Origin of the sequence: Enterobacter cloacae complex sp. P24RS, assembly GCF_014982165.1 — a bacterium.
GTDB lineage: Bacteria > Pseudomonadota > Gammaproteobacteria > Enterobacterales > Enterobacteriaceae > Enterobacter > Enterobacter quasihormaechei.
Genome location: NZ_JADCKU010000001.1, coordinates 60,349 through 83,774, shown reverse-complemented (window position 1 = coordinate 83,774; position 23,426 = coordinate 60,349). Strand labels below are relative to the sequence as shown.

At 58.2% G+C, this 23,426-nt stretch carries 16 protein-coding genes; 7 read left to right on the top strand and 9 right to left on the bottom strand.

Going from position 1 to position 23,426, the window contains the following annotated elements; all coding sequences use genetic code 11:
• A complete protein-coding gene (glgP, locus tag INF58_RS00390; RefSeq protein ID WP_112792200.1) occupies window positions 1-2,448 on the top strand; it encodes a glycogen phosphorylase in 2,448 nt (815 codons plus the stop codon).
• Between the two features lie 90 nt (window positions 2,449-2,538).
• On the opposite strand, the gene glpD is transcribed toward glgP, so the two are convergent.
• Window positions 2,539-4,047, bottom strand: coding sequence for a glycerol-3-phosphate dehydrogenase (glpD, locus tag INF58_RS00385; protein WP_193034088.1), 1,509 nt, complete (start codon window positions 4,045-4,047; stop codon window positions 2,539-2,541).
• A gap of 188 nt (window positions 4,048-4,235) precedes the next feature.
• Between glpD and glpE the strand changes: the two genes are divergently transcribed.
• Genes glpE through INF58_RS00370 form a run of 3 tightly spaced genes read left to right on the top strand, consistent with a single transcriptional unit; the run spans window position 4,236 to window position 6,221 of the window.
• Window positions 4,236-4,568 (top strand): thiosulfate sulfurtransferase GlpE, encoded by a 333-nt coding sequence (gene glpE / locus INF58_RS00380; protein WP_063865391.1) that lies wholly within the window; start codon window positions 4,236-4,238, stop codon window positions 4,566-4,568.
• Window positions 4,569-4,615: 47 nt separating this feature from the next.
• Complete coding sequence (gene glpG, locus INF58_RS00375; RefSeq protein ID WP_193526777.1) at window positions 4,616-5,446, top strand: rhomboid family intramembrane serine protease GlpG; 831 nt, start codon at window positions 4,616-4,618, stop codon at window positions 5,444-5,446.
• 16 nt (window positions 5,447-5,462) lie between these two features.
• Window positions 5,463-6,221, top strand: coding sequence for a DeoR/GlpR family transcriptional regulator (locus INF58_RS00370; protein ID WP_193526776.1), 759 nt, complete (start codon window positions 5,463-5,465; stop codon window positions 6,219-6,221).
• Window positions 6,222-6,302: 81 nt separating this feature from the next.
• On the opposite strand, the gene malT is transcribed toward INF58_RS00370, so the two are convergent.
• A complete protein-coding gene (malT, locus tag INF58_RS00365; RefSeq protein ID WP_063865394.1) occupies window positions 6,303-9,008 on the bottom strand; it encodes an HTH-type transcriptional regulator MalT in 2,706 nt (901 codons plus the stop codon).
• Window positions 9,009-9,581: 573 nt separating this feature from the next.
• Here malT and malP point away from each other — a divergent pair.
• Window positions 9,582-11,975: a maltodextrin phosphorylase gene (gene malP / locus INF58_RS00360; RefSeq protein ID WP_063449525.1), complete on the top strand. Its 2,394-nt coding sequence runs from the start codon at window positions 9,582-9,584 to the stop codon at window positions 11,973-11,975.
• Between the two features lie 9 nt (window positions 11,976-11,984).
• Window positions 11,985-14,063, top strand: a complete 2,079-nt coding sequence (gene malQ, locus INF58_RS00355) for a 4-alpha-glucanotransferase (protein WP_193526775.1) — start codon at window positions 11,985-11,987, stop codon at window positions 14,061-14,063.
• An 86-nt stretch (window positions 14,064-14,149) separates the two neighbouring features.
• Here the strand turns inward: malQ and gntT are convergent, their stop codons facing one another.
• The 3 genes from gntT to gntX form a co-directional block, all read right to left on the bottom strand.
• Window positions 14,150-15,466 carry a gluconate transporter gene (gntT, locus tag INF58_RS00350; RefSeq protein ID WP_063449523.1) on the bottom strand — a complete coding sequence of 439 codons (1,317 nt, stop codon included), beginning with the start codon at window positions 15,464-15,466 and terminating at the stop codon, window positions 14,150-14,152.
• A 363-nt stretch (window positions 15,467-15,829) separates the two neighbouring features.
• On the bottom strand, window positions 15,830-16,405 hold the full coding sequence (gene nfuA / locus INF58_RS00345; protein WP_063449522.1) for a Fe-S biogenesis protein NfuA: 576 nt from the start codon (window positions 16,403-16,405) through the stop codon (window positions 15,830-15,832).
• A 61-nt stretch (window positions 16,406-16,466) separates the two neighbouring features.
• Entirely contained in the window at window positions 16,467-17,147 is a 681-nt protein-coding gene (gntX, locus tag INF58_RS00340; protein WP_063865709.1) for a DNA utilization protein GntX, read from the bottom strand.
• Window positions 17,148-17,183: 36 nt separating this feature from the next.
• Here gntX and bioH point away from each other — a divergent pair, with 36 nt between their 5' ends.
• Complete coding sequence (bioH, locus tag INF58_RS00335) at window positions 17,184-17,966, top strand: pimeloyl-ACP methyl ester esterase BioH (RefSeq protein ID WP_063865711.1); 783 nt, start codon at window positions 17,184-17,186, stop codon at window positions 17,964-17,966.
• Here the strand turns inward: bioH and feoC are convergent.
• The 4 genes from feoC to INF58_RS00315 all read right to left on the bottom strand — a co-directional run bounded on the left by feoC (window position 17,941) and on the right by INF58_RS00315 (window position 23,415).
• Window positions 17,941-18,177: a [Fe-S]-dependent transcriptional repressor FeoC gene (gene feoC / locus INF58_RS00330; protein ID WP_112792195.1), complete on the bottom strand. Its 237-nt coding sequence runs from the start codon at window positions 18,175-18,177 to the stop codon at window positions 17,941-17,943. The two genes, bioH and feoC, sit on opposite strands and share 26 nt — an antisense overlap.
• 11 nt (window positions 18,178-18,188) lie before the next feature.
• Window positions 18,189-20,507, bottom strand: a complete 2,319-nt coding sequence (gene feoB, locus INF58_RS00325) for a Fe(2+) transporter permease subunit FeoB (protein WP_107534077.1) — start codon at window positions 20,505-20,507, stop codon at window positions 18,189-18,191.
• Window positions 20,508-20,537: 30 nt separating this feature from the next.
• Window positions 20,538-20,765: a ferrous iron transporter A gene (feoA, locus tag INF58_RS00320; protein ID WP_006812243.1), complete on the bottom strand. Its 228-nt coding sequence runs from the start codon at window positions 20,763-20,765 to the stop codon at window positions 20,538-20,540.
• A 319-nt stretch (window positions 20,766-21,084) separates the two neighbouring features.
• Window positions 21,085-23,415 carry a Tex family protein gene (locus INF58_RS00315; RefSeq protein WP_131637069.1) on the bottom strand — a complete coding sequence of 777 codons (2,331 nt, stop codon included), beginning with the start codon at window positions 23,413-23,415 and terminating at the stop codon, window positions 21,085-21,087.
• Between the last annotated feature and the right edge of the window lie 11 nt (window positions 23,416-23,426).

Below are 23,426 nucleotides of genomic sequence, written 5' to 3'. Positions count from 1 at the left end.
ATGAACGCTCCATTTAGCTACTCTTCCCCCACGCTCAGCGTTGAGGCGTTAAAGCACTCCATCGCCTATAAGCTGATGTTTACCATTGGGAAAGACCCCGTTATTGCCAACAAGCACGAATGGCTGAACGCCACGCTGTTTGCGGTGCGTGACCGTATGGTCGAACGCTGGCTGCGCTCCAACCGCGCCCAGCTTTCGCAGGAGACGCGACAGGTGTATTACCTGTCGATGGAGTTTTTGATTGGTCGCACCCTCTCCAACGCGCTGCTGTCGCTCGGGATTTATGACGACGTCAAAAACGCGCTGGAAGAGATGGGTCTGGATTTAGAAGAGCTGATTGACGAAGAGAACGACCCGGGGCTGGGTAACGGTGGTCTGGGGCGTCTTGCCGCGTGCTTCCTTGACTCGCTGGCAACGCTGGCGCTGCCGGGGCGCGGCTACGGTATTCGCTACGACTACGGCATGTTCAAGCAGAACATCGTCGATGGCCGTCAGAAAGAGTCCCCGGACTACTGGCTGGAATACGGTAACCCGTGGGAGTTCAAGCGCCACAACACGCGCTACAAGGTGCGTTTTGGCGGGCGTATTCAGCAGGAAGGGAAAAAATCCCGCTGGGTGGAAACCGAAGAGATCCTCGCCGTGGCCTATGACCAGATCATCCCCGGCTACGACACCGATGCGACCAACACGCTGCGCCTGTGGAACGCGCAGGCCAGCAGCGAGATCAACCTGGGTAAATTCAACCAGGGCGACTACTTCGCGGCGGTGGAAGATAAAAACCACTCCGAGAACGTCTCCCGCGTGCTTTATCCGGATGACTCCACCTATTCGGGCCGCGAGCTGCGCCTGCGTCAGGAGTATTTCCTCGTCTCGGCAACGATTCAGGATATTCTCAGCCGTCACTATCAGCTGCATAAAACCTACGCCAACCTGGCGGAGAAAACCGCGATTCACCTCAACGATACCCATCCGGTGCTGTCGATCCCCGAGCTGATGCGCCTGCTGATTGACGAGCATAAGTTCAGCTGGGACGACGCGTTTGAGGTGACCTGTCAGGTGTTCTCGTACACCAACCATACGCTGATGAGTGAAGCGCTGGAGACGTGGCCGGTGGACATGCTCGGTAAAATTCTGCCGCGCCATCTGCAAATCATCTTCGAGATCAACGACTACTTCCTCAAGACCTTGCAGGAGCAGTACCCGAACGATACCGGCCTGCTGAGCCGCGCGTCGATCATTGATGAATCCAACGGACGCCGCGTACGCATGGCCTGGCTGGCGGTGGTGATCAGCCACAAGGTGAACGGCGTGTCAGAGCTGCACTCGAACCTGATGGTGCAGTCGCTGTTTGCGGACTTCGCGAAGATCTTCCCGACGCGTTTCTGCAACGTGACCAACGGCGTCACGCCGCGCCGCTGGCTGGCGCTGGCGAACCAGCCGCTCTCCGACGTGCTGGATGAGAACATTGGCCGCACCTGGCGCACCGATTTGAGCCAGCTGAGCGAGCTTGAGCAGCACATTGATTTCCCGACGGTGAACAAAGCCGTACGGGAAGCCAAGCTGCTGAACAAGAAACGTCTGGCGGTGTGGCTGGCGATGCACCTCAACGTGGTGGCGAACCCGAAAGCGTTGTTTGACGTGCAGATCAAGCGTATCCACGAGTACAAGCGTCAGCTGATGAACGTGCTACACGTGATCACCCACTACAACCGCATTAAGGCTGACCCGACGGCGGAATGGGTGCCGCGCGTGAAAATCTTTGCCGGCAAAGCGGCGTCTGCGTACTACATGGCGAAGCACATTATTCACCTCATCAACGATGTGGCGAAGGTGGTCAACCACGATCCGGACATTGGCGACAAGCTGAAGGTAGTATTCATCCCGAACTACAGCGTGAGCCTGGCGCAGTTGATCATTCCGGCGGCGGATCTCTCCGAGCAGATTTCCACGGCGGGGACGGAAGCGTCCGGCACCAGCAACATGAAGTTTGCCCTGAACGGCGCGCTGACCATCGGCACGCTGGACGGCGCAAACGTCGAGATGCTGGAGCATGTGGGGGAGGAGAACATCTTTATCTTCGGCAATACGGCGGAAGAAGTGGAGTCGCTTCGCAAGCAGGGCTACTCGCCGCGCGAATATTACGAAGAGGATGAAGAGCTACGCCAGGTGCTGACGCAAATTGCCACCGGGGTGTTTAACCCTGAGGAGCCTGGACGCTATCGTGACCTGGTGGACTCGCTGATTAACTTCGGCGATCACTATCAGGTGCTGGCGGATTACCGCAGCTACGTGGACTGTCAGGACAGGGTAGACGAGCTGTACCGTCAGCAGGAGAAGTGGACCAGCGCCGCGATGCACAACATCGCCAACATGGGGTACTTCTCGTCAGACAGAACCATCAAGGAGTATGCCGAGAACATCTGGCATATTGATCCGGTGCGGTTGTAAAACAAAGCCGGGTGGCGGCTCCGCCTTACCCGGCCTACTCGATCTTGTAGGCCCGGTAAGCGCAGCGCCACCGGGCATTTTTTTTCACCCTCAGGACGCCAGCGACAATTCACGCTTTCCCGCATGCTGCGCCAGCCACTGCGCGACGCGAGACTGCTGCTCGGCATTCAGCCACATCCCTTCTTTAGTACGACGCCAGATGGCATCGTCCAGGCGGCGCACCCACTCGTGTTCAACCAGGTAGCGCAGCTCCGCTTCATACAGCTCATGACCGAAATGTTCGCCCAGGTCGCTAATCTCTTTCGCGTCGCCGAGGAACAGCTCGGTATTGCTGCCGTAGGTGCGGGCATAGTGGCGAGCCATCCCTTCGGTGATGAACGGGAAGCGGCGACGCAGCTTCGCGGCGTAATCGTCGCGGTTATCGCCGATATCCCCGCCCGGCAGTACCGCCTCTTTGGTCCACGCGGGGCCGATGCCTTTATAGTACGGCGCCAGTTTTTCCAGCGCGTGCTCGGCCAGCTTGCGGTAGGTGGTGAGCTTGCCGCCAAACACCGACAGCAGCGGCGCCTGACCGTCTACGTCGTGAATATCGAGCGTATAATCGCGGGTGATGGCCTGCGGTGAGTCAGATTCGTCATCGCACAGCGGACGCACGCCGGAGTAGGTCCAGACCACGTCATCGCGCGCCAGCTGTTTCTTAAAGTGCGCGTTGTACACCTTCAGCAGGTAGCTGACTTCACTCTCGTCGATCTCAACGTTTTTCGGATCGCCTTTGTACTCCACGTCGGTGGTGCCGATGATGGAGAACTCGTCCATCCACGGGATCACAAACACGATGCGTTTATCTTCGTTTTGCAGGATGTAGGCCTGCTTCTGAGTATGTACGCGCGGCACCACAATGTGGCTGCCCTTGATCAGGCGAATGCCGTACGGTGAAGGCAGGTGCATTCCATCGTCGAAGAACTGCTTCACCCACGGGCCGGTGGCGTTCACCAGGCCGCGTGCTTTCCAGCTGAACTTCTCGCCGGTATCCACGTCTTCCGCTTCCACAATCCACAGGCCGTTTTCGCGGCGGGCGGCGGTCGCGCGGGTGCGGGTTTTCACCTCGCCGCCTTTCTTCTCGACCATCTGGGCGTTAGCCAGCACCAGACGCGCATCGTCCACCCAGCAGTCGGAATATTCGAAACCGCGCACGATTTCAGGCTTAAGGACCGATTCTGAGCCAAAACGCAAACCGTTCGAACCCGGCAGGCTGGTGCGTTTGCCGAGATGATCGTACATAAACAGGCCGATGCGGATCATCCACGCCGGGCGCAGGTGCGGGCGGTGAGGCAGGCGGAAGCGCATTGGGATCGCCAGATGCGGGGCCATTTTCAGCAGCACTTCGCGTTCGGCCAGCGCTTCGCTGACCAGGCGGAATTCGTAGTGTTCCAGGTAGCGCAGGCCACCGTGGATCAGCTTGGAGCTGGCGGACGACGTCGCGCAGGCGAGATCGTTAGCTTCCAGCATCAGCACGGATAAACCGCGTCCTGCGGCATCAACCGCAATACCGGCACCGTTGATGCCACCGCCTATCACAATCAGATCTTTGGTTTCCATAACACCCTCATGCACTTTCGTTAAAGCTCAGAAATGTTCGATATCGCTCATAATAGCAAAGGAACGCGCTTTTGGTAACATCAAAAAAACAATTTAGAGTGATATGGATAACATAATGGCGTTTACCCGCCGCCAGGACGTACACTACGGGGTAAAATCTTGTCGTTGACCACTGTAAAGAGAACACCATGGATCAGTTTGAATGTATTAACGTAGAAGAAGCCCATCAGAAGATGCACCAGAAAACCGCGGTGCTGGTGGACATCCGCGATCCGCAGAGCTTTGCCATGGGCCACACGCCGGGCGCGTTCCATTTGACCAACGACACGCTGGGCGCGTTTATGCGCGATAACGACTTCGAAACCCCGGTGATGGTGATGTGTTACCACGGCAACAGCAGTAAAGGCGCAGCGCAGTATCTGATCCAGCAGGGCTACGATGCGGTGTACAGCGTCGACGGCGGCTTTGATGCCTGGCACCGTCATTTCCCGGCAGAAGTTGAATACGCGTTTGAGCGCTGATCCCGCTATACTGTTCCCTTTTGTGTGGAAATAAGCGACCGCTGCCCATGTTGATGATCACCTCTTTTAGCAACCCACGCGTCGCCCAGGCGTTTGTCGACTATATGGCGACGCAGGGCATAATCCTGACTATTCAGCAGCATACGCAGACGGATGTCTGGCTGGCGGACGAAAGCCAGGCCGAGCGCGTGAACGCCGAGCTGGCGCGTTTTCTGGAAAACCCGGGCGACCCGCGCTATCTGGCGGCAAGCTGGCAGTCCGGCCAGACGGGCAGTGGCCTGCACTATCAACGTTTTCCTTTTCTCGCCACCCTCCGCGAGCGCTCAGGGCCGTTTACCCTGCTGCTGATGGCGGCCTGCATCATCGTCTTTATCATTATGAACGTGGTGGGCGACCAGAGCGTGATGATTGCCCTTGCATGGCCGTACGATCCCTCCCTGCAATTTGACGTCTGGCGCTACTTCACGCATGCGCTGATGCACTTCTCGGTGATGCATATCCTCTTTAACCTGCTGTGGTGGTGGTATCTCGGCGGGGCGGTGGAGAAGCGGCTCGGCAGCGGCAAGCTGATTGTCATCACCGTGATCAGCGCCCTGTTGAGCGGCTATGTGCAGCATAAATTCAGCGGTCCGTGGTTTGGCGGGTTATCCGGCGTGGTTTACGCCCTGATGGGCTACGCCTGGCTCAGAGGCGAGCGCGACCCGGAAAGCGGCATCTATTTACAACGTGGATTAATAACCTTTGCGTTAATATGGCTTATTGCCGGATGGTTTGATCTGTTTGGTATGTCTATCGCCAATGGTGCGCACGTTACCGGCCTGGCGGTCGGGCTGGCGATGGCGCTTGCCGATACGCTCCATGCGCGAAAACGAACATAATTCTCAGGGATAATTGATGAAACAAACACAACGTCATGACGCCATTATCGAACTGGTCAAAAAACAGGGATACGTCAGTACGGAAGAGCTGGTGGAGCAGTTTGCCGTCAGCCCGCAAACCATCCGTCGTGACCTGAATGACCTTGCCGATCAGAACCGTATTCTGCGGCATCACGGCGGCGCCGCGCTGCCGTCCAGCTCGGTGAACACCTCGTGGCATGACCGTAAGGCGACGCAAACGGCAGAGAAAGAGCGTATCGCCCGTAAGGTTGCGAGCCAGATCCCGAACGGCGCGACGCTGTTTATTGATATCGGCACCACGCCGGAAGCGGTCGCCCACGCGCTGCTGGATCACGAGAACCTGCGCGTGGTCACTAACAACCTGAACGTGGCCAACACCCTGATGCAGAAAGATGATTTCCGCATCATTCTCGCGGGCGGCGAGCTACGCAGCCGCGACGGGGGCATTATCGGTGAAGCGACGCTCGATTTTATCTCCCAGTTCCGCCTCGATTTCGGCATTCTGGGGATCAGCGGCATCGACACTGACGGCTCGCTGCTGGAGTTTGATTATCACGAGGTGCGCACCAAGCGCGCGATTATTGAGAACTCGCGCCACGTGATGCTGGTGGTGGACCACTCGAAGTATGGCCGTAACGCGATGGTGAACATGGGCAGCATTGGCCTAGTGAATGCGGTCTATACCGACGTAATGCCGCCGGCGGGGGTGATGCAGGTGATTAAGGATAATAATGTGCAGTTAGAACTGTGCTAGCCGTTTTGTCGGGTGGCGCTACGCTTACCCGACCTACAAAACCCGTAGGCCCGTGCAAGCGTAGCGCCGCCGGGCAATAAATTACACACCGTACCCCATCATCTTCAATAGCTGCTGCGCATGCTGTACCGCGTCCTGACGGTGTGCCACGCCCAGCTTCTGATACAGATTACGAATGTGCGTTTTGATGGTGGTCGCCGCGACGGCCAGCTCACCGGCTATCTGGTCATTGCTGTAACCGGAGTAGATCAGCCCCAGCACCTGCCATTCACGCTGGGTGAGCGGGCTGGTGCGGATAAGTTCCGGCACTTCCGGATGGTTCAGCAGACGCTCCACGAAGTTCTCATCGAAGTGCGCAAACTTGTGGCGGTGATGCTGGTTGATCTCGCGCAGAATGCGCTGGGCGCGATGCTGGTCGAGTTCCGGTAGCGTGTTGAGCTGAATCAGCTGGCGCAGCTGCTGGGCCATCACTTCACCTTCAATCACAAAGTGGCTGATAAACCCGGTGCGGTTCGCCAGCTGCAACGCTTCCAGCAGCACGCGCTGGGCATCGTTTTTACGTCCCGCCTGCCAGTAAAGCTGGTTTAACAGCAGCAGGTTGCGGTTCAAATCGCTCATCAGACGCAGGCTGCGGGCGTTTTCATTTAACTCTTCCAGCACGATCTCGGCAGGCTCGAAGTCACCCAGCAGGATCTGCACGCGGGCAATATTGCGCCACTGGCTTTGCAGGAAGTGGTTATTGGCAAATTCTGGCTTAGGCGTCTGACGCAGCCAGTGGGCGGCGGACTTTTTATCGCCGGTCATCTGCCAGTAAATTACCCGAACCTTATCGGCGTTGGACACCCAGTCGCTATGGTACTGCCCGTTGCCGAGCAGGTTTTCCAGGCGATTAAGGTGGTTGCGGGCATTATCCAGGTCACCGCGCGCCAGCGAGCACTGTACCAGCAGGGCCAGACACTGGAGTTGCTGTTGAGGCTGGAAGCTCGAAAGCACGTTCAGCCCCTGGCGGGCGCAGCTTTCTGCTTCATCCAGACGCGACCATGCCCACAGCAGCTGAGCGCGAATACGCAACAGGAACTCGTGCATCGGCAGCTGTTCCAGATGCTGTTCACGGATAAGCTGGAACGCTTTTTCCTGATTTTCCCAGGCGGCTTGCAGGAACCCCTGAGCAAATAAAATCTCGCTTTGCTGGATCAGGCTCCACAGGGCGTAATGCCACACATCGTGGCGGCGCGCCATCTGTTCGGTTTGCTGCATGAGCGAAAGCGAACGCGTGAGGTCGCCCTTGCAGTGCAGCACTTCGCCGTGCACTGAGGTGGCCACAATGCGGCTGTAAAAATTCGCCAGCGGCAGCTCATCCAGCGCGACCATCGCCAGCCGTTCGGCCTCATCCGGGTCGCCGTCGTTAATCGCTACCTGCGCGCGCAGGGCGTTAAACTCGCCGTGCAGGATGGTATCCATCTCGCTTTCCATCTCCTGCTCGGCGCGCGCCAGCAGGGTGTTCACTTCGCTGTAGCGATGCTGGCTCTGCATCAGCCAGGCCTGGAGCAGCACCAGACGCGGATTCTCCAGCAGGCTCTCCCACGGCAGCGCTTTTAACGACTCTTCCAGCAGCGACAGTTCGCTGTGGTTGAACAGCCCCCACGCGTGATTGAGCAGAATATCGCGCAGCATACCGGCATCTCCGGCGGCCAGCGCGTGGTGGATAGCCTCGCTCGGGAAACCTTGCGCCATCCAGCTTTCGGCGGCGGCGCGGTGAATGTCAGGCAGCTCTGCGGCCAGCTCCCACTGACAGCGCTGGCGCAGGAAGCTACCAAACAGCGGATGGTAGCTAAACCATTCACCGGGATCGTCCATGCGCGTCAGGAACAGACCCTGACGTTCAATCTCTTCGAGCTGAAGCTGCCCGTTTTCGATGCCGGTGACGCGCACGATCAGCGCATCGTTCATCGAACGCAGCAGGGAGCTTTTCAGCAGGAAATGGCGGGTGGAGAGGTCAACGCTGTCGAGTACCTCATCCACCAGATAATCCGACAGGTGGCTGGCGTTGATGCCCGCCAGGCGGCGTGCCGACTGGTGAGTCGGGCTGTTGTTTTGCCGCGCGGAGAGGGCAATCAGCTGAAGCGCCGTGGCCCAGCCTGCAACGTCATCACACAGGCGGCTGCTTTCAGACGCCTCGATCGGAGACGTCAGACGGCAGTCAAAGAACTGTTTCGCTTCCTGATGGGTAAAGGCCAGCTGCTGGCTGCCGATTTCCAGCAGCTGATCGCGCACGCGCAGGTTAGCAATGCCCAGCTGCGGAAGGTTGCGCGACAGGACCACCAGCGTCAGGTTTTCCGGCTGATGGCGCAGGAAGAAACGCATCGACTCGTGAATGACCGGGTTCGTGATCAGATGATAATCATCAATCACCACGTACAGCGGGCGATGCCATTCGGCCAGCTCGATAAACAGCTGTGAGAAAAGAGAGGACAGGCTGGCGTACTGGCGCTTCTGCACCATCACCTCGCTGGTGACGCAGTGCCCGTTGGTTGCCTGCTGAATAGCGGCAATTAAGTAGCTGGCAAAACGCTCCTGCTGGTTATCCCCTTCATCCAGGGAGTACCAGCCAAGATCGCTTTTGCCTGCCGCCCACTGTGAAATGAGCGTTGTTTTTCCATAACCCGCAGGACTCGTAACCAGCGCCAGTCGGAAATTATGCGCACCGGAAAGTTTAGCCAGCAGGCGCTCGCGGACCACAGTATGGTCAAGACGAACCGGGCGACTTAATTTGGACGGAATCAACATAGTTTTCACTTCACTGTGGGGAACGAGAAAATTTATTTTTTTTGCGCTTCGTAATTAATACCAATAAGTTCGGCCAATACAGGAACTATTGCAAGTTATGTCTGGGTTTGGAGGCTCTGAATTTGCACTCTGTCACAAAACATTCTCATCTATGTTGGAACTTTTGTTAAATGGCTGGATGCCGCGCTGCTGCTGGCTTGTCTGCATGGTGTACGGTTGCGCTGAAACTGGTTTCAGGAGGAGATAATGACGCTGAAGTTAATAAACTTTGGCAAAGGTTGCGTGGGCTTAATAGTGGTGCTGAATAATCCAAGGGCCCGGAAATCATATTCTTCGTAAGTAATCATTTCACCGATGATTAATTTCCTCCGAAACGGTATTTCACTTCTTTGACACGCTTCCGGTATATCTTTTTTTTGCGAAGCGCGCACTCACACAGTGGCCTCGATCACACTTTTATGCTCATCCCCGCTACTCCTCCCTGCCTAATCCCCGACAGGAGGAGGAAGAGGCGCAGTGAGCCAGGCACACTAGCGCCAAATGTGTTTTCTCTCTACAGGATGCCGATTCCCTATGTCACAGCCTACTTTCAACAAAGCTCAATTTCAGGCTGCCCTGACGCGTCAGTGGCAGCGTTTTGGCCTTCATGCTGCAAACGAGATGACGCCTCACCAGTGGTGGCAGGCGGTGAGCGGGGCGCTCGCGGAGCAGCTGGACGCTCAGCCCGTGACGAAGCCTGTTAAGGGCCAGCGTCACGTCAACTACATTTCGATGGAGTTCCTGATTGGCCGTCTGACAGGCAACAATCTGCTGAACCTTGGCTGGTATCAGGAAGTGGGTGACGTGCTGAAAGAACACGACATCAACCTGACCGATTTGCTGGAAGAAGAGACGGACCCGGCGCTGGGTAACGGCGGACTGGGACGTCTGGCAGCCTGCTTCCTGGATTCCATGGCAACGGTTGGCCAGTCGGCGATTGGCTATGGTCTGAACTACCAGTACGGCCTGTTCCGTCAGTCGTTTGCCGACGGCCACCAGATGGAAGCGCCGGACGACTGGCACCGTAATACCTATCCGTGGTTCCGCCACAACGCGCAGCTGGACGTGCAGGTCGGGATTGGCGGGAAAGTGACGAAGCAAGGGCTCTGGGAGCCGGCGTTCACCATTACCGGTGAAGCCTGGGATCTGCCGGTGCTCGGCTACCGTAACGGCGTGGCGCAGCCGCTGCGCCTGTGGCAGGCGAAGCACGCGCATCCGTTCAACCTGACCAAATTCAACGACGGTGATTTCCTGCGCGCCGAGCAGCAGGGTATCGACGCCGAGAAGCTGACGAAAGTGCTCTACCCGAACGACAACCATCTGGCGGGTAAAAAGCTGCGCCTGATGCAGCAGTACTTCCAGTGCGCCTGCTCCGTGGCGGACATTCTGCGTCGCCATCACCTGGCGGGCCGCAAGCTGGCGCAGCTGCCGGACTTCGAAGTCATTCAGCTCAACGACACGCACCCGACCATTGCCATCCCGGAACTGCTGCGCGTGCTGATTGACGAGCATCAGCTGAGCTGGGACGACGCCTGGGCCATCACCAGCCGCACCTTCGCTTACACCAACCACACCCTGATGCCGGAAGCGCTGGAGTGCTGGGATGAGAAGCTGGTGAAAACGCTGCTGCCGCGCCATATGCAGATCATCAATAAGATTAACGACCAGTTCAAAACGCTGGTGGAGAAAACCTGGCCGGGCGATAAGGCCGTCTGGGCGAAGCTGGCCGTGGTGCACGACAAGCAGGTGCGCATGGCGAACATGTGCGTAGTCAGCGGTTTTGCGGTCAACGGCGTGGCGGCGCTGCACTCTGACCTGGTGGTGAAAGACCTGTTCCCGGAATACCACCAGCTGTGGCCGACCAAATTCCACAACGTGACCAACGGCATCACGCCGCGCCGCTGGATCAAGCAGTGCAACCCGCTGCTGGCCGGCCTGCTGGACAAGACCCTGAAGAAAGAGTGGGCCAACGACCTGGACCAGCTCATCAACCTGGAAAAATATGCCGACGACGCGAAGTTCCGCGAGCAATACCGCGCGATCAAGCTGGAGAACAAAGTTCGCCTGGCGGCGTTCGTGAAAATGCGCACCGGGATTGAAATCAACCCGAACGCGATTTTCGATATTCAGATCAAACGTCTGCACGAGTACAAGCGTCAGCACCTGAACCTGCTGCACATTCTGGCGCTGTACAAAGAGATCCGCGAGAACCCGCAGGCCGACCGCGTGCCGCGCGTGTTCCTGTTCGGTGCGAAGGCGGCGCCGGGTTACTACCTGGCGAAAAACATTATCCTCGCCATTAATAAAGTAGCGGCGGCGATCAACAGCGATCCGAAAGTGGGCGACAAGCTGAAGGTGGTGTTCCTGCCGGACTACTGCGTCTCTGCGGCTGAAATGCTGATCCCGGCGGCGGATATCTCCGAGCAGATCTCGACCGCCGGTAAAGAGGCGTCCGGTACCGGCAACATGAAGCTGGCCCTGAACGGCGCGCTGACCGTCGGCACGCTGGACGGCGCGAACGTCGAAATTGCGGAGAAGGTCGGTGAAGAGAACATCTTTATCTTCGGCCATACTGTTGAAGAAGTGAAAGCCATCAAAGCCAAAGGGTACGACCCGGTGAAATGGCGTAAAAAAGACAAAGTGCTGGATGCGGTGCTGAAAGAGCTGGAAAGCGGTAAGTACAGCGACGGCGACAAGCACGCGTTTGACCAGATGCTGCACAGCATGGACAAACAGGGCGGCGACCCGTATCTGGTGATGGCTGACTTCACGGCTTATGTTGAAGCGCAGAAGCAGGTCGACGTGCTGTACCGCGACCAGGACGCCTGGACCCGCGCGTGTATCCTGAACACCGCGCGCTGCGGCATGTTCAGCTCTGACCGCTCAATCCGTGATTATCAGGCCCGTATCTGGCAGGCAAAACGCTAAGGAAGCGCGATGGAGAGTAAACGTCTGGACAGTGCCGCGCAGGCGGCGGGAATTAGCCTCAGTTACATCAATGCGCACGGCAAACCGCAGTCTATTGGTGCGGACACCAAAAGACGTTTGCTGGATGCTATGCATAAAACCGACGCGAAAGCGTCGGGTACGCCAGTGCCGAACGTGAAGGTCTTTACCGCAGGCAAAAAGATGCCGCTGACGGTGGAAGGGCGCGGCGAATTCAGCTGGCTGCTCACTACCGAAGAGGGGCACCAGCACAAAGGCCACGCCACCGGCGGCAAAACGTTCAACCTTCCGGCGAAGCTGCCGGAGGGCTACCACAGCCTGACGCTCACCCAGAATGACAGCCGCTTCCACTGTCGGGTGATCGTCGCGCCGAAGCGTTGCTATGAGCCGCAGGCGCTGCTTGAAGGCAAAAAACTGTGGGGCGCCTGCGTGCAGCTCTATACGCTGCGTTCCGACAGCAACTGGGGCATTGGCGATTTTGGCGACCTAAAGAATATGCTGGTATCCGTGGGGGAGCGCGGCGGGGCGTTTATCGGCCTCAACCCGATCCACGCCCTCTATCCGGCCAACCCGGAAAGCGCGAGCCCGTACAGCCCGTCTTCCCGCCGCTGGCTGAACGTGATTTACATCGACGTTAACGCGTTAGACGATTTCAAAAACAGCAAAGAGGCGCAGGCCTGGTGGAAGCTGGACACCACGAAGCAGATGCTGCAACAGGCTCGCGATGCGGAGTGGGTGGACTATGCCACCGTGACCGCGCTGAAAATCGCGGCGCTGCGTCTGGCCTGGAAGGGCTTTGCGAAGCGTGACGACGAGCAGATGGCAGCCTTCCGCCAGTTTGTGATGCAGGAGGGGGAAAGCCTGTACTGGCAGGCGGCGTTTGATGCGCTGCATGCGTATCAGGTGCAAGAGGACGAGATGCGCTGGGGCTGGCCGGTGTGGCCGGAAGCGTATCAGTCCGTGGATACCCCGGAAGTGAAAGCGTTCTGTAAGACGCATGCCGACGAGGTGGACTTCTATCTCTGGTTGCAGTGGCTGGCGTACAGCCAGTTTGCCGCCTGCTGGCAGGTGAGCCAGGGCTATAACATGCCGATCGGGCTGTATCGCGATCTGGCCGTCGGCGTGGCGGAAGGCGGAGCGGAAACCTGGTGTGACCGTGAGCTTTACTGCCTGAAGGCTTCCGTGGGTGCGCCGCCGGACATCCTGGGCCCGCTCGGTCAGAACTGGGGCCTGCCGCCGATGGATCCGCACGTGATGGCGGCGCGTGCCTACGAGCCGTTTATCGACCTGCTGCGCGCGAACATGCAGAACTGCGGGGCGCTGCGTATCGATCACGTGATGTCCGTGCTGCGTCTGTGGTGGATCCCGTACGGTGAAACGGCCGATCACGGGGCGTACGTGCAGTATCCGGTGGACGATCTGCTGTCGATCCTCGCGCTGGAGAGTCAACGTCATCAGTGCATGGTGATTGGTGAAGATCTCGGTACGGTGCCGGTTGAGATTGTCAGCAAGCTCCGCGACAGCGGGGTCTACTCCTACAAAGTGCTCTATTTTGAAAACGACCATGAGAAAACCTTCCGCGCGCCGAAAGCGTACCCAGAACAGTCAATGGCAGTCGCGACGACGCACGATCTTCCTACGCTCAGAGGCTACTGGGAAAGCGGTGACCTGACGCTCGGCAAAACGCTGGGTCTCTATCCTGATGAAGAGGTTCTGCGCGGGCTGTATCAGGATCGCGAGCTGGCGAAGCAGGGGCTGCTGGACGCGCTGCATAAGCATGGCTGTCTGCCGAAGCGCGCCGGGCATAAGGCGTCGCTGATGTCGATGACGCCAACGCTTAACCGTGGCTTACAGCGCTATATTGCCGACAGCAACAGCGCATTGCTCGGCCTGCAACCCGAAGACTGGATTGATATGGCGGAGCCGGTGAACGTTCCCGGCACCAGCTATCAATACAAAAACTGGCGTCGCAAGCTCTCCACTACGCTTGAGAAGATATTTACGGATGACGGCGTGAACAGGCTGATTAAGGATTTGGATAAGCGGCGAAAAGCAGCCGGGAAGAAGTGATAAAAAACCCGCCAGTGGCGGGTTTTTATTATCAGGTAATGCTCATGTAGGTCGGGTAAGGCGTAGCCGCCACCCGACTTAGGGTATCAGACCACCATATTCAACAGCAGCACCCCGACCAGGCCACACACCGAAATAATGGTCTCCAGCGCGGACCAGGACTTGATGGTTTCACCGATGGTCAGGTTGAAGTACTCCTTGAACAGCCAGAAGCCCGGATCGTTCACGTGGGAGAAAATCACGCTACCGGAACCGACCGCGATAACCATCAGCTCAGGGCTGACGCCCGTCGTGGCAATCAGCGGTGCAACGATGCCGCCCGCGGTGATCGCCGCAACGGTCGCAGAACCCAGCGCAATACGCAGAACGGCGGCGATAGACCACGCCATCAGCAGCGGGGAGACGTTGGTTTCGTGCATCATGGCAGCGATGTATTTATCCACGCCGCTGTCGACCAGCACCTGCTTGAACGCGCCGCCGCCGCCGATGATCAGCAGCATCATGGCGATGATTTTGATGGAAGAGGTCAGCGTGTCGTTGATCTGATCCATGGAGCGACCGCGGTTAAGACCGAAGGTGAACATCGCAATCAATACCGCAATCAGCGTTGCCATTACCGGGTCGCCCAGGAACTCTGCAACGGACAGGAACGCGTGACCTTTCGGCAGAACCATCTCTGCTACGGCACGCATCGCCATCAGGATCACCGGCACCAGTGAGGTCCAGACGCTGACGCCAAAGCCCGGCATCTCTTCTTCTGAGAAGGTTTTGGCGCTGTACAGGCCTTCCGGGATGGGCTTATCAATGCCTTTCAGGAAGCGTGCATAAACAGGGCCCGCCAGGATAACCGTTGGGATCGCCAGAATCGTACCGAACAGCAGGGTTTTACCCATATCGGCGTGGAAGATGGTGGCGATAGCGGTTGGGCCCGGGTGCGGCGGCAGGAAGCCGTGGGTGACGGACAGCGCCGCAGCCATCGGCACGCCCACGAACAGCAGCGGGATGTTGGCGGCAGCGGCGATAGTGAACACCAGCGGCAGCATCAGCACGAAGCCCACTTCATAGAACAGCGCGAAACCGACGGTAAAACCGGTTAAGACCACCGCCCACTGGATATGCTGCTTGCCAAATTTATCGATAAGCGTGGTGGCAATACGCTGCGCGCCACCGCAGTCCGCGAGCATTTTACCCAGCATGGCGCCGAAGCCCATGATCAGCGCCAGGCTGCCGAGCGTACCGCCGACACCGGCTTTGATGGAGCTGATAACTTTAACCAGCGGCATTCCCTGCATCAGACCGACTGCAAGTGCCACCAGAACCAGAGCGATAAATCCGTTCATTTTGAAGCGGATCATCAAGAGCAGTAATAACACAACACCGATAGCGACGATGACTAATGGCATGATTGACCTGGCCTTTGAATTGTTATGGGTAACGTCATTGTTTCAACGACAAATTCCGGTTGTCCCAACTGGGAACAGAGCGTTAACGGCACTCATACTGATGCCTGCGAAAACGTTAAGTTTAGTCGGCTGTTATAGGGGTGTTGAGTGCCCATGGGAATGATACGGGTAACATGCTGTGATTGAGAATCACCCAGGGAGGCAAAATGTGAATTATGAGACGCAGGTCAACATATGGAGTGAGATCGGCGGGAAAACAAAAGCCGGGTGGCGGCTTCGCCTAACCCGGCCTACGATCCTTGCAGATTGTGTTTGTAGGCCCGGTAAGCGCAGCGCCACCGGGCAATACAGACGGGTACTGAATTAGTAGTAAGAGTGCTCGCCGCGCTGGTGCTCGGTCAGATCGCGCACGCCTTTCAGTTCAGGGAATTCGTTCAGCAGCTGCTTCTCGATCCCTTCTTTCAGGGTTACATCAACCATGGAGCAGCCGTTACAGCCGCCGCCAAATTGCAGGATCGCCAGACCCTCTTCGGTGATTTCCATCAGGGAAACACGTCCACCGTGGCCGGCCAGCTGTGGGTTGATCTGCGATTGCAGCAGATATTCCACGCGCTCCATCAGCGGGGCATCGTCAGAGACTTTACGCATCTTCGCGTTTGGCGCTTTCAGCGTCAGCTGAGAGCCCAGCTGGTCGGTAACGAAATCAATCTCCGCATCTTCAAGATACGGCGCGCTCAGCTCATCAACGTACGCGGTGAGCTGTTCAAATTTAAGGGCAGTGTCAGTTGCTTCCACGGCATCCGGAGGACAATAAGAGACACCACATTCTGCATTCGGAGTGCCTGGATTGATCACAAACACGCGGATCTGCGTCCCTTCTTCCTGATTTGCCAGCAGTTTGGCAAAGTGCGCTTGTGCAGAATCGGAAATACGGATCATAGCTTTGGCCTAATAGTTGACTAAATTACCTGGGTATAATCATACGCCCATTGGAGAAGGGCTACAAGGTACGGCACAGACACCATACCTGAACTGACGCGGCGCCGCTTTGCAAAAGCAGTCGGGAAAGTTCAGCGACGGTACTGCCCGTGGTGACGACATCATCCACAATCGCGATATGGAGACCGTTGACCGGCAATTCAAGGCGAAAGGCGTTTTTCAGGTTCCTTTTGCGCAGCCGGGCATTGAGGCGGTGCTGAACCGCAGTGGCATGTACGCGCTTCAGCGCGCAGGCAGCGTACCGACAGCCCAGCCAGCGGGCGAGCGGACGGCACAGCAGGTCGCTTTGATTATATCCCCGCTGCCAGTGGCGACGCCGAAAGAGGGGCACGTTCATAATCAGGTCGATCTTCGGCAGCCCCCGCGTTCGCCGCGCCTGCAAGACCGCCAGTAATAGCAGACGCGCCAGCGGCTTCGCCAGGCGGGTCTGGCTGGAAAACTTAAACTGATGAACCAGACGGCTCAGCGGCAAAACGTAATCATCCACCGCCACCAGCGCGCGCCACGGCGGCGCTTTTTTCAGGCATCGCCCGCAGGGGAGCGTCTGGCTGACGGCAGGCAAGCCGCATTGCGGGCAGCCCTTCAGCCAGCCCAGTGCTCGCGTACAAACGGAACAGACGCCCCACTTACTCAGCGCAAGCGGCATTCGGCATAGCCAGCACAAGCCGGGCACTGTTAGCATACGCAACCTCCATGTAAAAAAAGAGAACGATAGCTGATGAAGACGCTGTGGTGGCAGACCGTTGGAACGGGAAATTGTCATCTTGTGCTGCTGCACGGATGGGGACTGAACGCCGAAGTGTGGCGTTGCATAAGTGAGGAACTGGCCTCGCAATTTACGGTGCACCTGGTCGATCTGCCGGGGTATGGCCGCAGCCGCGGCTATGGGGCGATGACGCTCGACGACATGGCGAAGCAGGTTCTGGATGCCGCGCCGCAAAAAGCCGTCTGGCTCGGCTGGAGCCTGGGCGGGCTGGTGGCAAGCCAGATTGCGCTGAGCCATCCTGAGCGGGTGCAGGCGCTGGTGACCGTGGCCTCATCACCCTGCTTCAGCGCCCGCGAGGCGTGGCCGGGCATTAAACCCGAGGTGCTCGCCGGTTTCCAGCACCAGCTGAGCGAAGACTTCCAGCGGACGGTGGAGCGTTTTCTTGCGCTACAAACCATGGGGACAGAAACCGCGCGTCAGGACGCACGGACGCTGAAGCAGACGGTGCTTTCCCTGCCGATGCCGGACGTTGAGGTACTGAACGGTGGGCTGGAAATCCTGAAAACGGTCGATCTGCGCGAGCCGCTGGCGTCGCTGGCGGTGCCGCATCTGCGTATTTATGGCTACCTGGATGGGCTGGTCCCGCGCAAGGTGGTTCCGCTGCTGGATGCGCTGTGGCCGGAGAGTCAGTCACGGGTGGTTGCCAAAGCGGCACATGCGCCTTTCATCTCTCATCCTGCTGAGTTTTGTTCGGCGCTGTCCGGTTTTATTAGCGAAGCGTCCACCACTCCCTGAGGCAGGCTTTACCTTCCGGGCAATGTTTACAGCTGCCGGACAGACAACCGTCCGGCTCTTCCTGAATGCGCACGACTTTTCCCATGGCCTCCAGCCTTTCCAGCATGGCATCGATCATCGGCTGCGGCGTACGCAGGCTGAGGCTAAGCTGCTTCGCCTCCATTCGCCCCTGCAACGCCAGTAATTCCCGGACCTGAATCAACGATGCCATCGCTTTCCTCCTCAGTGACAGTCGCCCGCAGGGCTGCTACAGCAGGTGGTTGGGGTTTTGCGCGTCGCCAGCAGATTAATGTCAACGCGGCTACGCGCCCGGCGCAGCAGGCCAATCACCAGCACGTTGAACAGGATCACCGCCAGAATGCAGACCAGGCTGTAGCGCGGATGCTGACTGTAATTGACGGTCTGATAAAACACCGTCGCCAGCGAGTAGGCAATGTTCAGCCCCCAGAGGATGGAGAAGCCCATCCAGCCGCGGCTGGACTCGCGGGCAATGGCGCCCATCACCGAGATGCACGGAATATAGAGCAGGACGAAGATCAGGTAGCTGTAGGCCGCTGACGCGCTGCCAAATTTCTGGCCCATCACGCCCATTGCTCCGGTCGCCATTTCGCCGTCGCCTTTGCTGGCTTCAATCGGGTTCGCCAGCACGCTCAGGCTGAAGGTATCTTTCAGGCTCTGCCAGGTCTCTTCCACCGCGCCGAGCAGTTCATCGCCGAGGTGGAACGCCGCCGGATTAAACTCCTCTTCCTGGATATTCTCAGCGGTGTAGAGCGTGTTCAGGGTGCCGACCACCACCTCTTTCGCCATCGCGCCGGTGAACAGGCCCACGGTTGCCTGCCAGTTGTCTTCCTGAACGCCAATCGGTTTGAAGACCGGCGTAATGATCCGGCTGACGGAGGCGAGGGCGGAATCGTTAATGTTGTCCGCCGCCTGGCCGCTCAGGGTGAAGCTGTTCAGGGCGCTCAGGAAAATGCTGACGATAACAATCACCTTACCGGCGCGCAGAACGAAGCCCTTCAGGCGTTGCCACGTCTGTATGACCAGACTTTTCAGGTGCGGAACGTGATACACCGGCAGCTCCATCACGAACGGCGACGCTTCGCCGCGCATGATGGTGTGCTTCAGCATCAGGCCGGTGAGGATCGCCATCACAATACCCAGCACATACAGGGAGAAGACGGCCAGCGCCCCTTCCTGACCAAAGAACGCCGCGGCAAAGACCGCGAAGATCGCCAGTCGCGCGCCGCAGGACATGAACGGCGCCATCATGATGGTCATCAGGCGTTCGCGCGGTGCATCCAGCGTACGCGCGCCCATCACGGACGGCACGTTACAGCCGAAGCCGACAATCAGCGGCACGAACGATTTACCCGGCAGCCCCAGCGCCTGCATCAGGCGGTCCATCACGAAGGCCGCGCGCGCCATGTAGCCGGAATCCTCAAGGAAGGAGAGGAACAGGTACATCATGCCGATTTGCGGCACCAGCGGGAGGACGGTGTTGATCCCGCCGCCGATCCCCTGCGCAAGGAAGATAGTCAGCCATTCCGGGAAGTGGAGGGTATAGCCCAGCCACTGAATGCCGTGCACGAAGATAGCAACAGAGCCGCCATCAAAGATAGGTTGTAATGCGCCGCCGATGTTAATGGCGAGCAGGAACATCACGTACATCACCAGTAAAAAGATCGGCAAACCGAGGAAGCGGTTGAGCACAATCTTATCCACGGCGGCGGTGAAGCGGCTCGGTTCAGCGGTTAAGGCATTACTGACCACGTCACAGATCGCGGCGATGGCCTGATAGCGCGCATCGGCAATGTGCAGGGCCGGGTCATCCAGCTCGTCGCTCAGGCGAGCCAGCGCAACGTCCAGCTTATCCGCCGCATCGCCTGCGTAGGCGCGGCTATAGATATCGCCTTCCAGCATTTGCAGGCCAAGCCACAGACGCTGTCTGGCGGGCATGGTGTTGTCCATCTCCTGCGCCAGCTGTCTGGCTTCGCGCAGCAGCGGCTGGGCGTAGTGCACCAGCTCGACGTCGGCATTGCCCGCGTGGCGGTCAATCGCCAGCTTCAGGGCGTCAATGCCGCGCGCGCGGGTAGAAACCAGCGGTACCACCGGGCAGCCCAGACGGGCGGAGAGGGCGTCGACGTCGATGCGCAGCTTTTGCTTTTCCGCGATGTCGAGCATGTTGAGCGCCACGATGCAGGGAATACCCAGCTCCAGCAGCTGTAACGTGAGATACAGATTGCGCTCGAGGTTGGAAGCATCCACCACGTTGATGAGCATATCTGCGTCGCCGCTCAGAATATAGTGGCAGGCAATTTGCTCATCGAGAGAGGTCTGGGAGGAAATCGTAGTGAGGGAATAAGTTCCCGGTAAATCAACCAGCGTGACCTGGTTATCCGTCGTGGTGAACTGGCCTTCTTTGCGTTCAACCGTTACGCCTGCCCAATTTCCCACGCGCTGGCGCGCGCCGGTTAGCTGATTAAATAAGGTTGTCTTGCCGGAATTAGGATTGCCAATTAAGCCAATAGTTAATTTTTTCATTGTAGTAGACTCACTGAAACCGCTGGCTTGTTAACGGGATAAAGATTCAACTTCAATTAATGCGAGATCTTTTTTTCGCAGAACCAGATTAACGCGTCGGGTTTCGATATGAATGGGGTCGCCCAACGGCGCGACGCGCACCACCTGGAATGATGAGCCGGGTAGCATACCCAGTGACAGCAGCTTCTGCCGATAGGCCGGGCTTATCTCACGGGTAAAACCGATAATTTTCCACGCACTGTCTGGAGTGAATTGCATAGCGCCTGATTCCACGAGAGGTTAAATAATCTACACTGCGATGATAATGAGAATAGTTTTTATCAGCAATAATAAAAATGTGACGGGATGTTGTTAAGCGTATTATTTTGCGGTCGGATTGACCTTGCTCAATATTTGCGGAAGTACCGAAAGGGAAGGATAAATGTATTTTGTTAACGGAGTGATAAATAGTGGTTTAAATATGGATACACCATATTTATTTTAATTTCCTGCGGCCTGCTTGCCGGGCGGCACTGCGTTTGCCAGGCCTACAAAATCGTAGGCCTGGTAAGCGTAGCGCCACCGGGCATTTACAGATTTAGCGTTTCTTACCCATTGCCGCTGCCAGCGCATCCATCATCGCGCTGTTGCCCGCCGGCTGTGCGTCGCGTCCGCGTGGCTTCGCGGCTTTCGCTGCCGGACGCTGCTGTTCACGGCCACCGCCATTACCGCCACGGCGCGCGCTGGTGTCGCCCGGCTGCTCGTCCAGACGCATGGTCAGGGCGATACGCTTGCGCTGGAGATCCACTTCCAGCACTTTCACCTTCACGATGTCGCCCGCTTTGACCACGGTGTGCGGATCTTCAACGAACTTGTCGGCGAGGGAAGAGATATGCACCAGACCATCCTGATGCACGCCGATATCCACAAACGCGCCGAAGTTGGTCACGTTGGTCACCGCACCTTCCAGCACCATACCCGGGAGCAGGTCATTCATGGTTTCCACGCCGTCAGCAAAGGTCGCGGTTTTGAACTCAGGACGCGGATCGCGGCCCGGTTTTTCCAGCTCTTTGATGATGTCGGTCACCGTCGGCACGCCGAACTGTTCGTCGGTGAAATCCACCGCCTTCAGGTTACGCAGCGCGCTGCTGTCGCCCATCAGGTCTTTCAGCGCCTGCTGGGTGGCGGCCAGAATACGCTCAACGACCGGGTACGCTTCCGGGTGAACGGTGGAGGCATCCAGCGGGTTATCGCCGTGGTTGATGCGCAGGAAGCCCGCGCACTGCTCAAACGCTTTCGGCCCGAGGCGGCTCACCTTCAGCAGCTGCTGGCGGTTCTGGAACTGACCGTTCTCGTCGCGCCAGGCGACGATATTCTGCGCCATCATGCGGGTTAAGCCCGCGACGCGGGTCAGCAGGGGAACGGAGGCGGTGTTCAGGTCCACGCCGACGGCGTTAACGCAGTCTTCCACCACCGCATCCAGCTTGCGCGCCAGCTGCGTCTGGCTCACGTCGTGCTGATACTGGCCCACACCGATGGATTTCGGGTCGATCTTCACCAGCTCCGCCAGCGGATCCTGCAAACGACGGGCAATAGAGACCGCGCCGCGCAGGGAAACGTCCAGGTCCGGGAACTCCTGCGCCGCCAGTTCTGAGGCGGAATAGACCGATGCCCCCGCCTCGCTGACGATCACCTTCTGCGCCGTCACTTTCGGGAACTGCTTCTGCACGTCAAGGTAGAAACGCTCGGTTTCGCGGGACGCCGTACCGTTACCGATGGCGACCAGCTCGACGTTATATTTTTCACACAGCGCGGCCACGACCGTCGCCGCCTTAGCCGCCTGACCGGTGTGCGGGTAAATGGTGTCGGTGGCGACCAGCTTGCCGGTGCCGTCAACGACCGCCACCTTCACGCCGGTACGCAGACCCGGATCGAGCCCCATGGTGGCGCGCAGGCCAGCGGGGGCGGCCATCAGCAGGTCGTGCAGGTTACGGGCGAAGACGTTGATCGCTTCGTCTTCGGCGCGCTCGCGCACGGTGCCCATCAGCTCGGTTTCGAGGTGCATCAGCACCTTAATGCGCCAGGTCCAGCTCACCACGCCTTTGCGCCAGCTGTCCGCCGGGGCGTTGTTCAGGCGCAGGCCGAGGTGATCGATAATAATCTGCTCGCAGTGGCTCTCTTTTGGCGGCTCGTCAAACTGTGGATCGGCATTAAGGGAGAGTTGCAGCACGCCTTCGTTACGGCCGCGGAACATCGCCAGCGCGCGGTGGGACGGCGCGGTAGAAATCGGTTCGTGGTGATCGAAATAGTCGCGGAATTTCGCGCCTTCTTCCTCTTTGCCGGTCACCACGGTGGAGACGATATGCGCGTTCTTCCACAGGTAATCACGCACTTTGGCGAGCAGCGCCGCGTCTTCGGCAAAACGCTCCATCAGAATGTAGCGAGCGCCGTCCAGCGCGGCTTTGGTGTCCGCTACGCCTTTGTCGGCGTCGATAAATTTGGCGGCTTCGGTTTCCGGGTCGTGAGACGGCTCGTTCCACAGCAGGTCGGCCAGCGGCTCAAGGCCGGCCTCGATCGCAATCTGCCCGCGCGTGCGGCGCTTCGGTTTGTACGGCAGATAGAGATCTTCAAGTTCGGTTTTGCTCAGGGTGCCGTTAATGGCTTTTTCCAGGTCACTGGTCAGCTTGCCCTGCTCGCCGATAGATTTGAGGATCGCCTGACGTCGGTCTTCCAGTTCGCGCAGATAGCCCAGACGCGTCTCCAGGTTACGCAGCTGCGTGTCATCCAGACCGCCGGTGACTTCCTTACGATAACGTGCAATAAACGGCACGGTGTTCCCTTCATCAAGCAGGCGAACGGCAGCTTCTACCTGTTCGGCTCTGGCCTGAATATCACCCGCAATAATGCGGCAGAGCGACTCTTTCATCATGGTCAGTTCAT

Coding starts and splice junctions, on each gene's coding strand:
- glgP (WP_112792200.1), top strand. CDS start 1: ATGAACGCTCCATTTAGCTACTCTTCCCCCACGCTCAGCGTTGAGGCG.
- glpD (WP_193034088.1), bottom strand. CDS start 4,047: ATGGAAACCAAAGATCTGATTGTGATAGGCGGTGGCATCAACGGTGCC.
- glpE (WP_063865391.1), top strand. CDS start 4,236: ATGGATCAGTTTGAATGTATTAACGTAGAAGAAGCCCATCAGAAGATG.
- glpG (WP_193526777.1), top strand. CDS start 4,616: ATGTTGATGATCACCTCTTTTAGCAACCCACGCGTCGCCCAGGCGTTT.
- INF58_RS00370 (WP_193526776.1), top strand. CDS start 5,463: ATGAAACAAACACAACGTCATGACGCCATTATCGAACTGGTCAAAAAA.
- malT (WP_063865394.1), bottom strand. CDS start 9,008: ATGTTGATTCCGTCCAAATTAAGTCGCCCGGTTCGTCTTGACCATACT.
- malP (WP_063449525.1), top strand. CDS start 9,582: ATGTCACAGCCTACTTTCAACAAAGCTCAATTTCAGGCTGCCCTGACG.
- malQ (WP_193526775.1), top strand. CDS start 11,985: ATGGAGAGTAAACGTCTGGACAGTGCCGCGCAGGCGGCGGGAATTAGC.
- gntT (WP_063449523.1), bottom strand. CDS start 15,466: ATGCCATTAGTCATCGTCGCTATCGGTGTTGTGTTATTACTGCTCTTG.
- nfuA (WP_063449522.1), bottom strand. CDS start 16,405: ATGATCCGTATTTCCGATTCTGCACAAGCGCACTTTGCCAAACTGCTG.
- gntX (WP_063865709.1), bottom strand. CDS start 17,147: ATGCTAACAGTGCCCGGCTTGTGCTGGCTATGCCGAATGCCGCTTGCG.
- bioH (WP_063865711.1), top strand. CDS start 17,184: ATGAAGACGCTGTGGTGGCAGACCGTTGGAACGGGAAATTGTCATCTT.
- feoC (WP_112792195.1), bottom strand. CDS start 18,177: ATGGCATCGTTGATTCAGGTCCGGGAATTACTGGCGTTGCAGGGGCGA.
- feoB (WP_107534077.1), bottom strand. CDS start 20,507: ATGAAAAAATTAACTATTGGCTTAATTGGCAATCCTAATTCCGGCAAG.
- feoA (WP_006812243.1), bottom strand. CDS start 20,765: ATGCAATTCACTCCAGACAGTGCGTGGAAAATTATCGGTTTTACCCGT.
- INF58_RS00315 (WP_131637069.1), bottom strand. CDS start 23,415: ATGATGAAAGAGTCGCTCTGCCGCATTATTGCGGGTGATATTCAGGCC.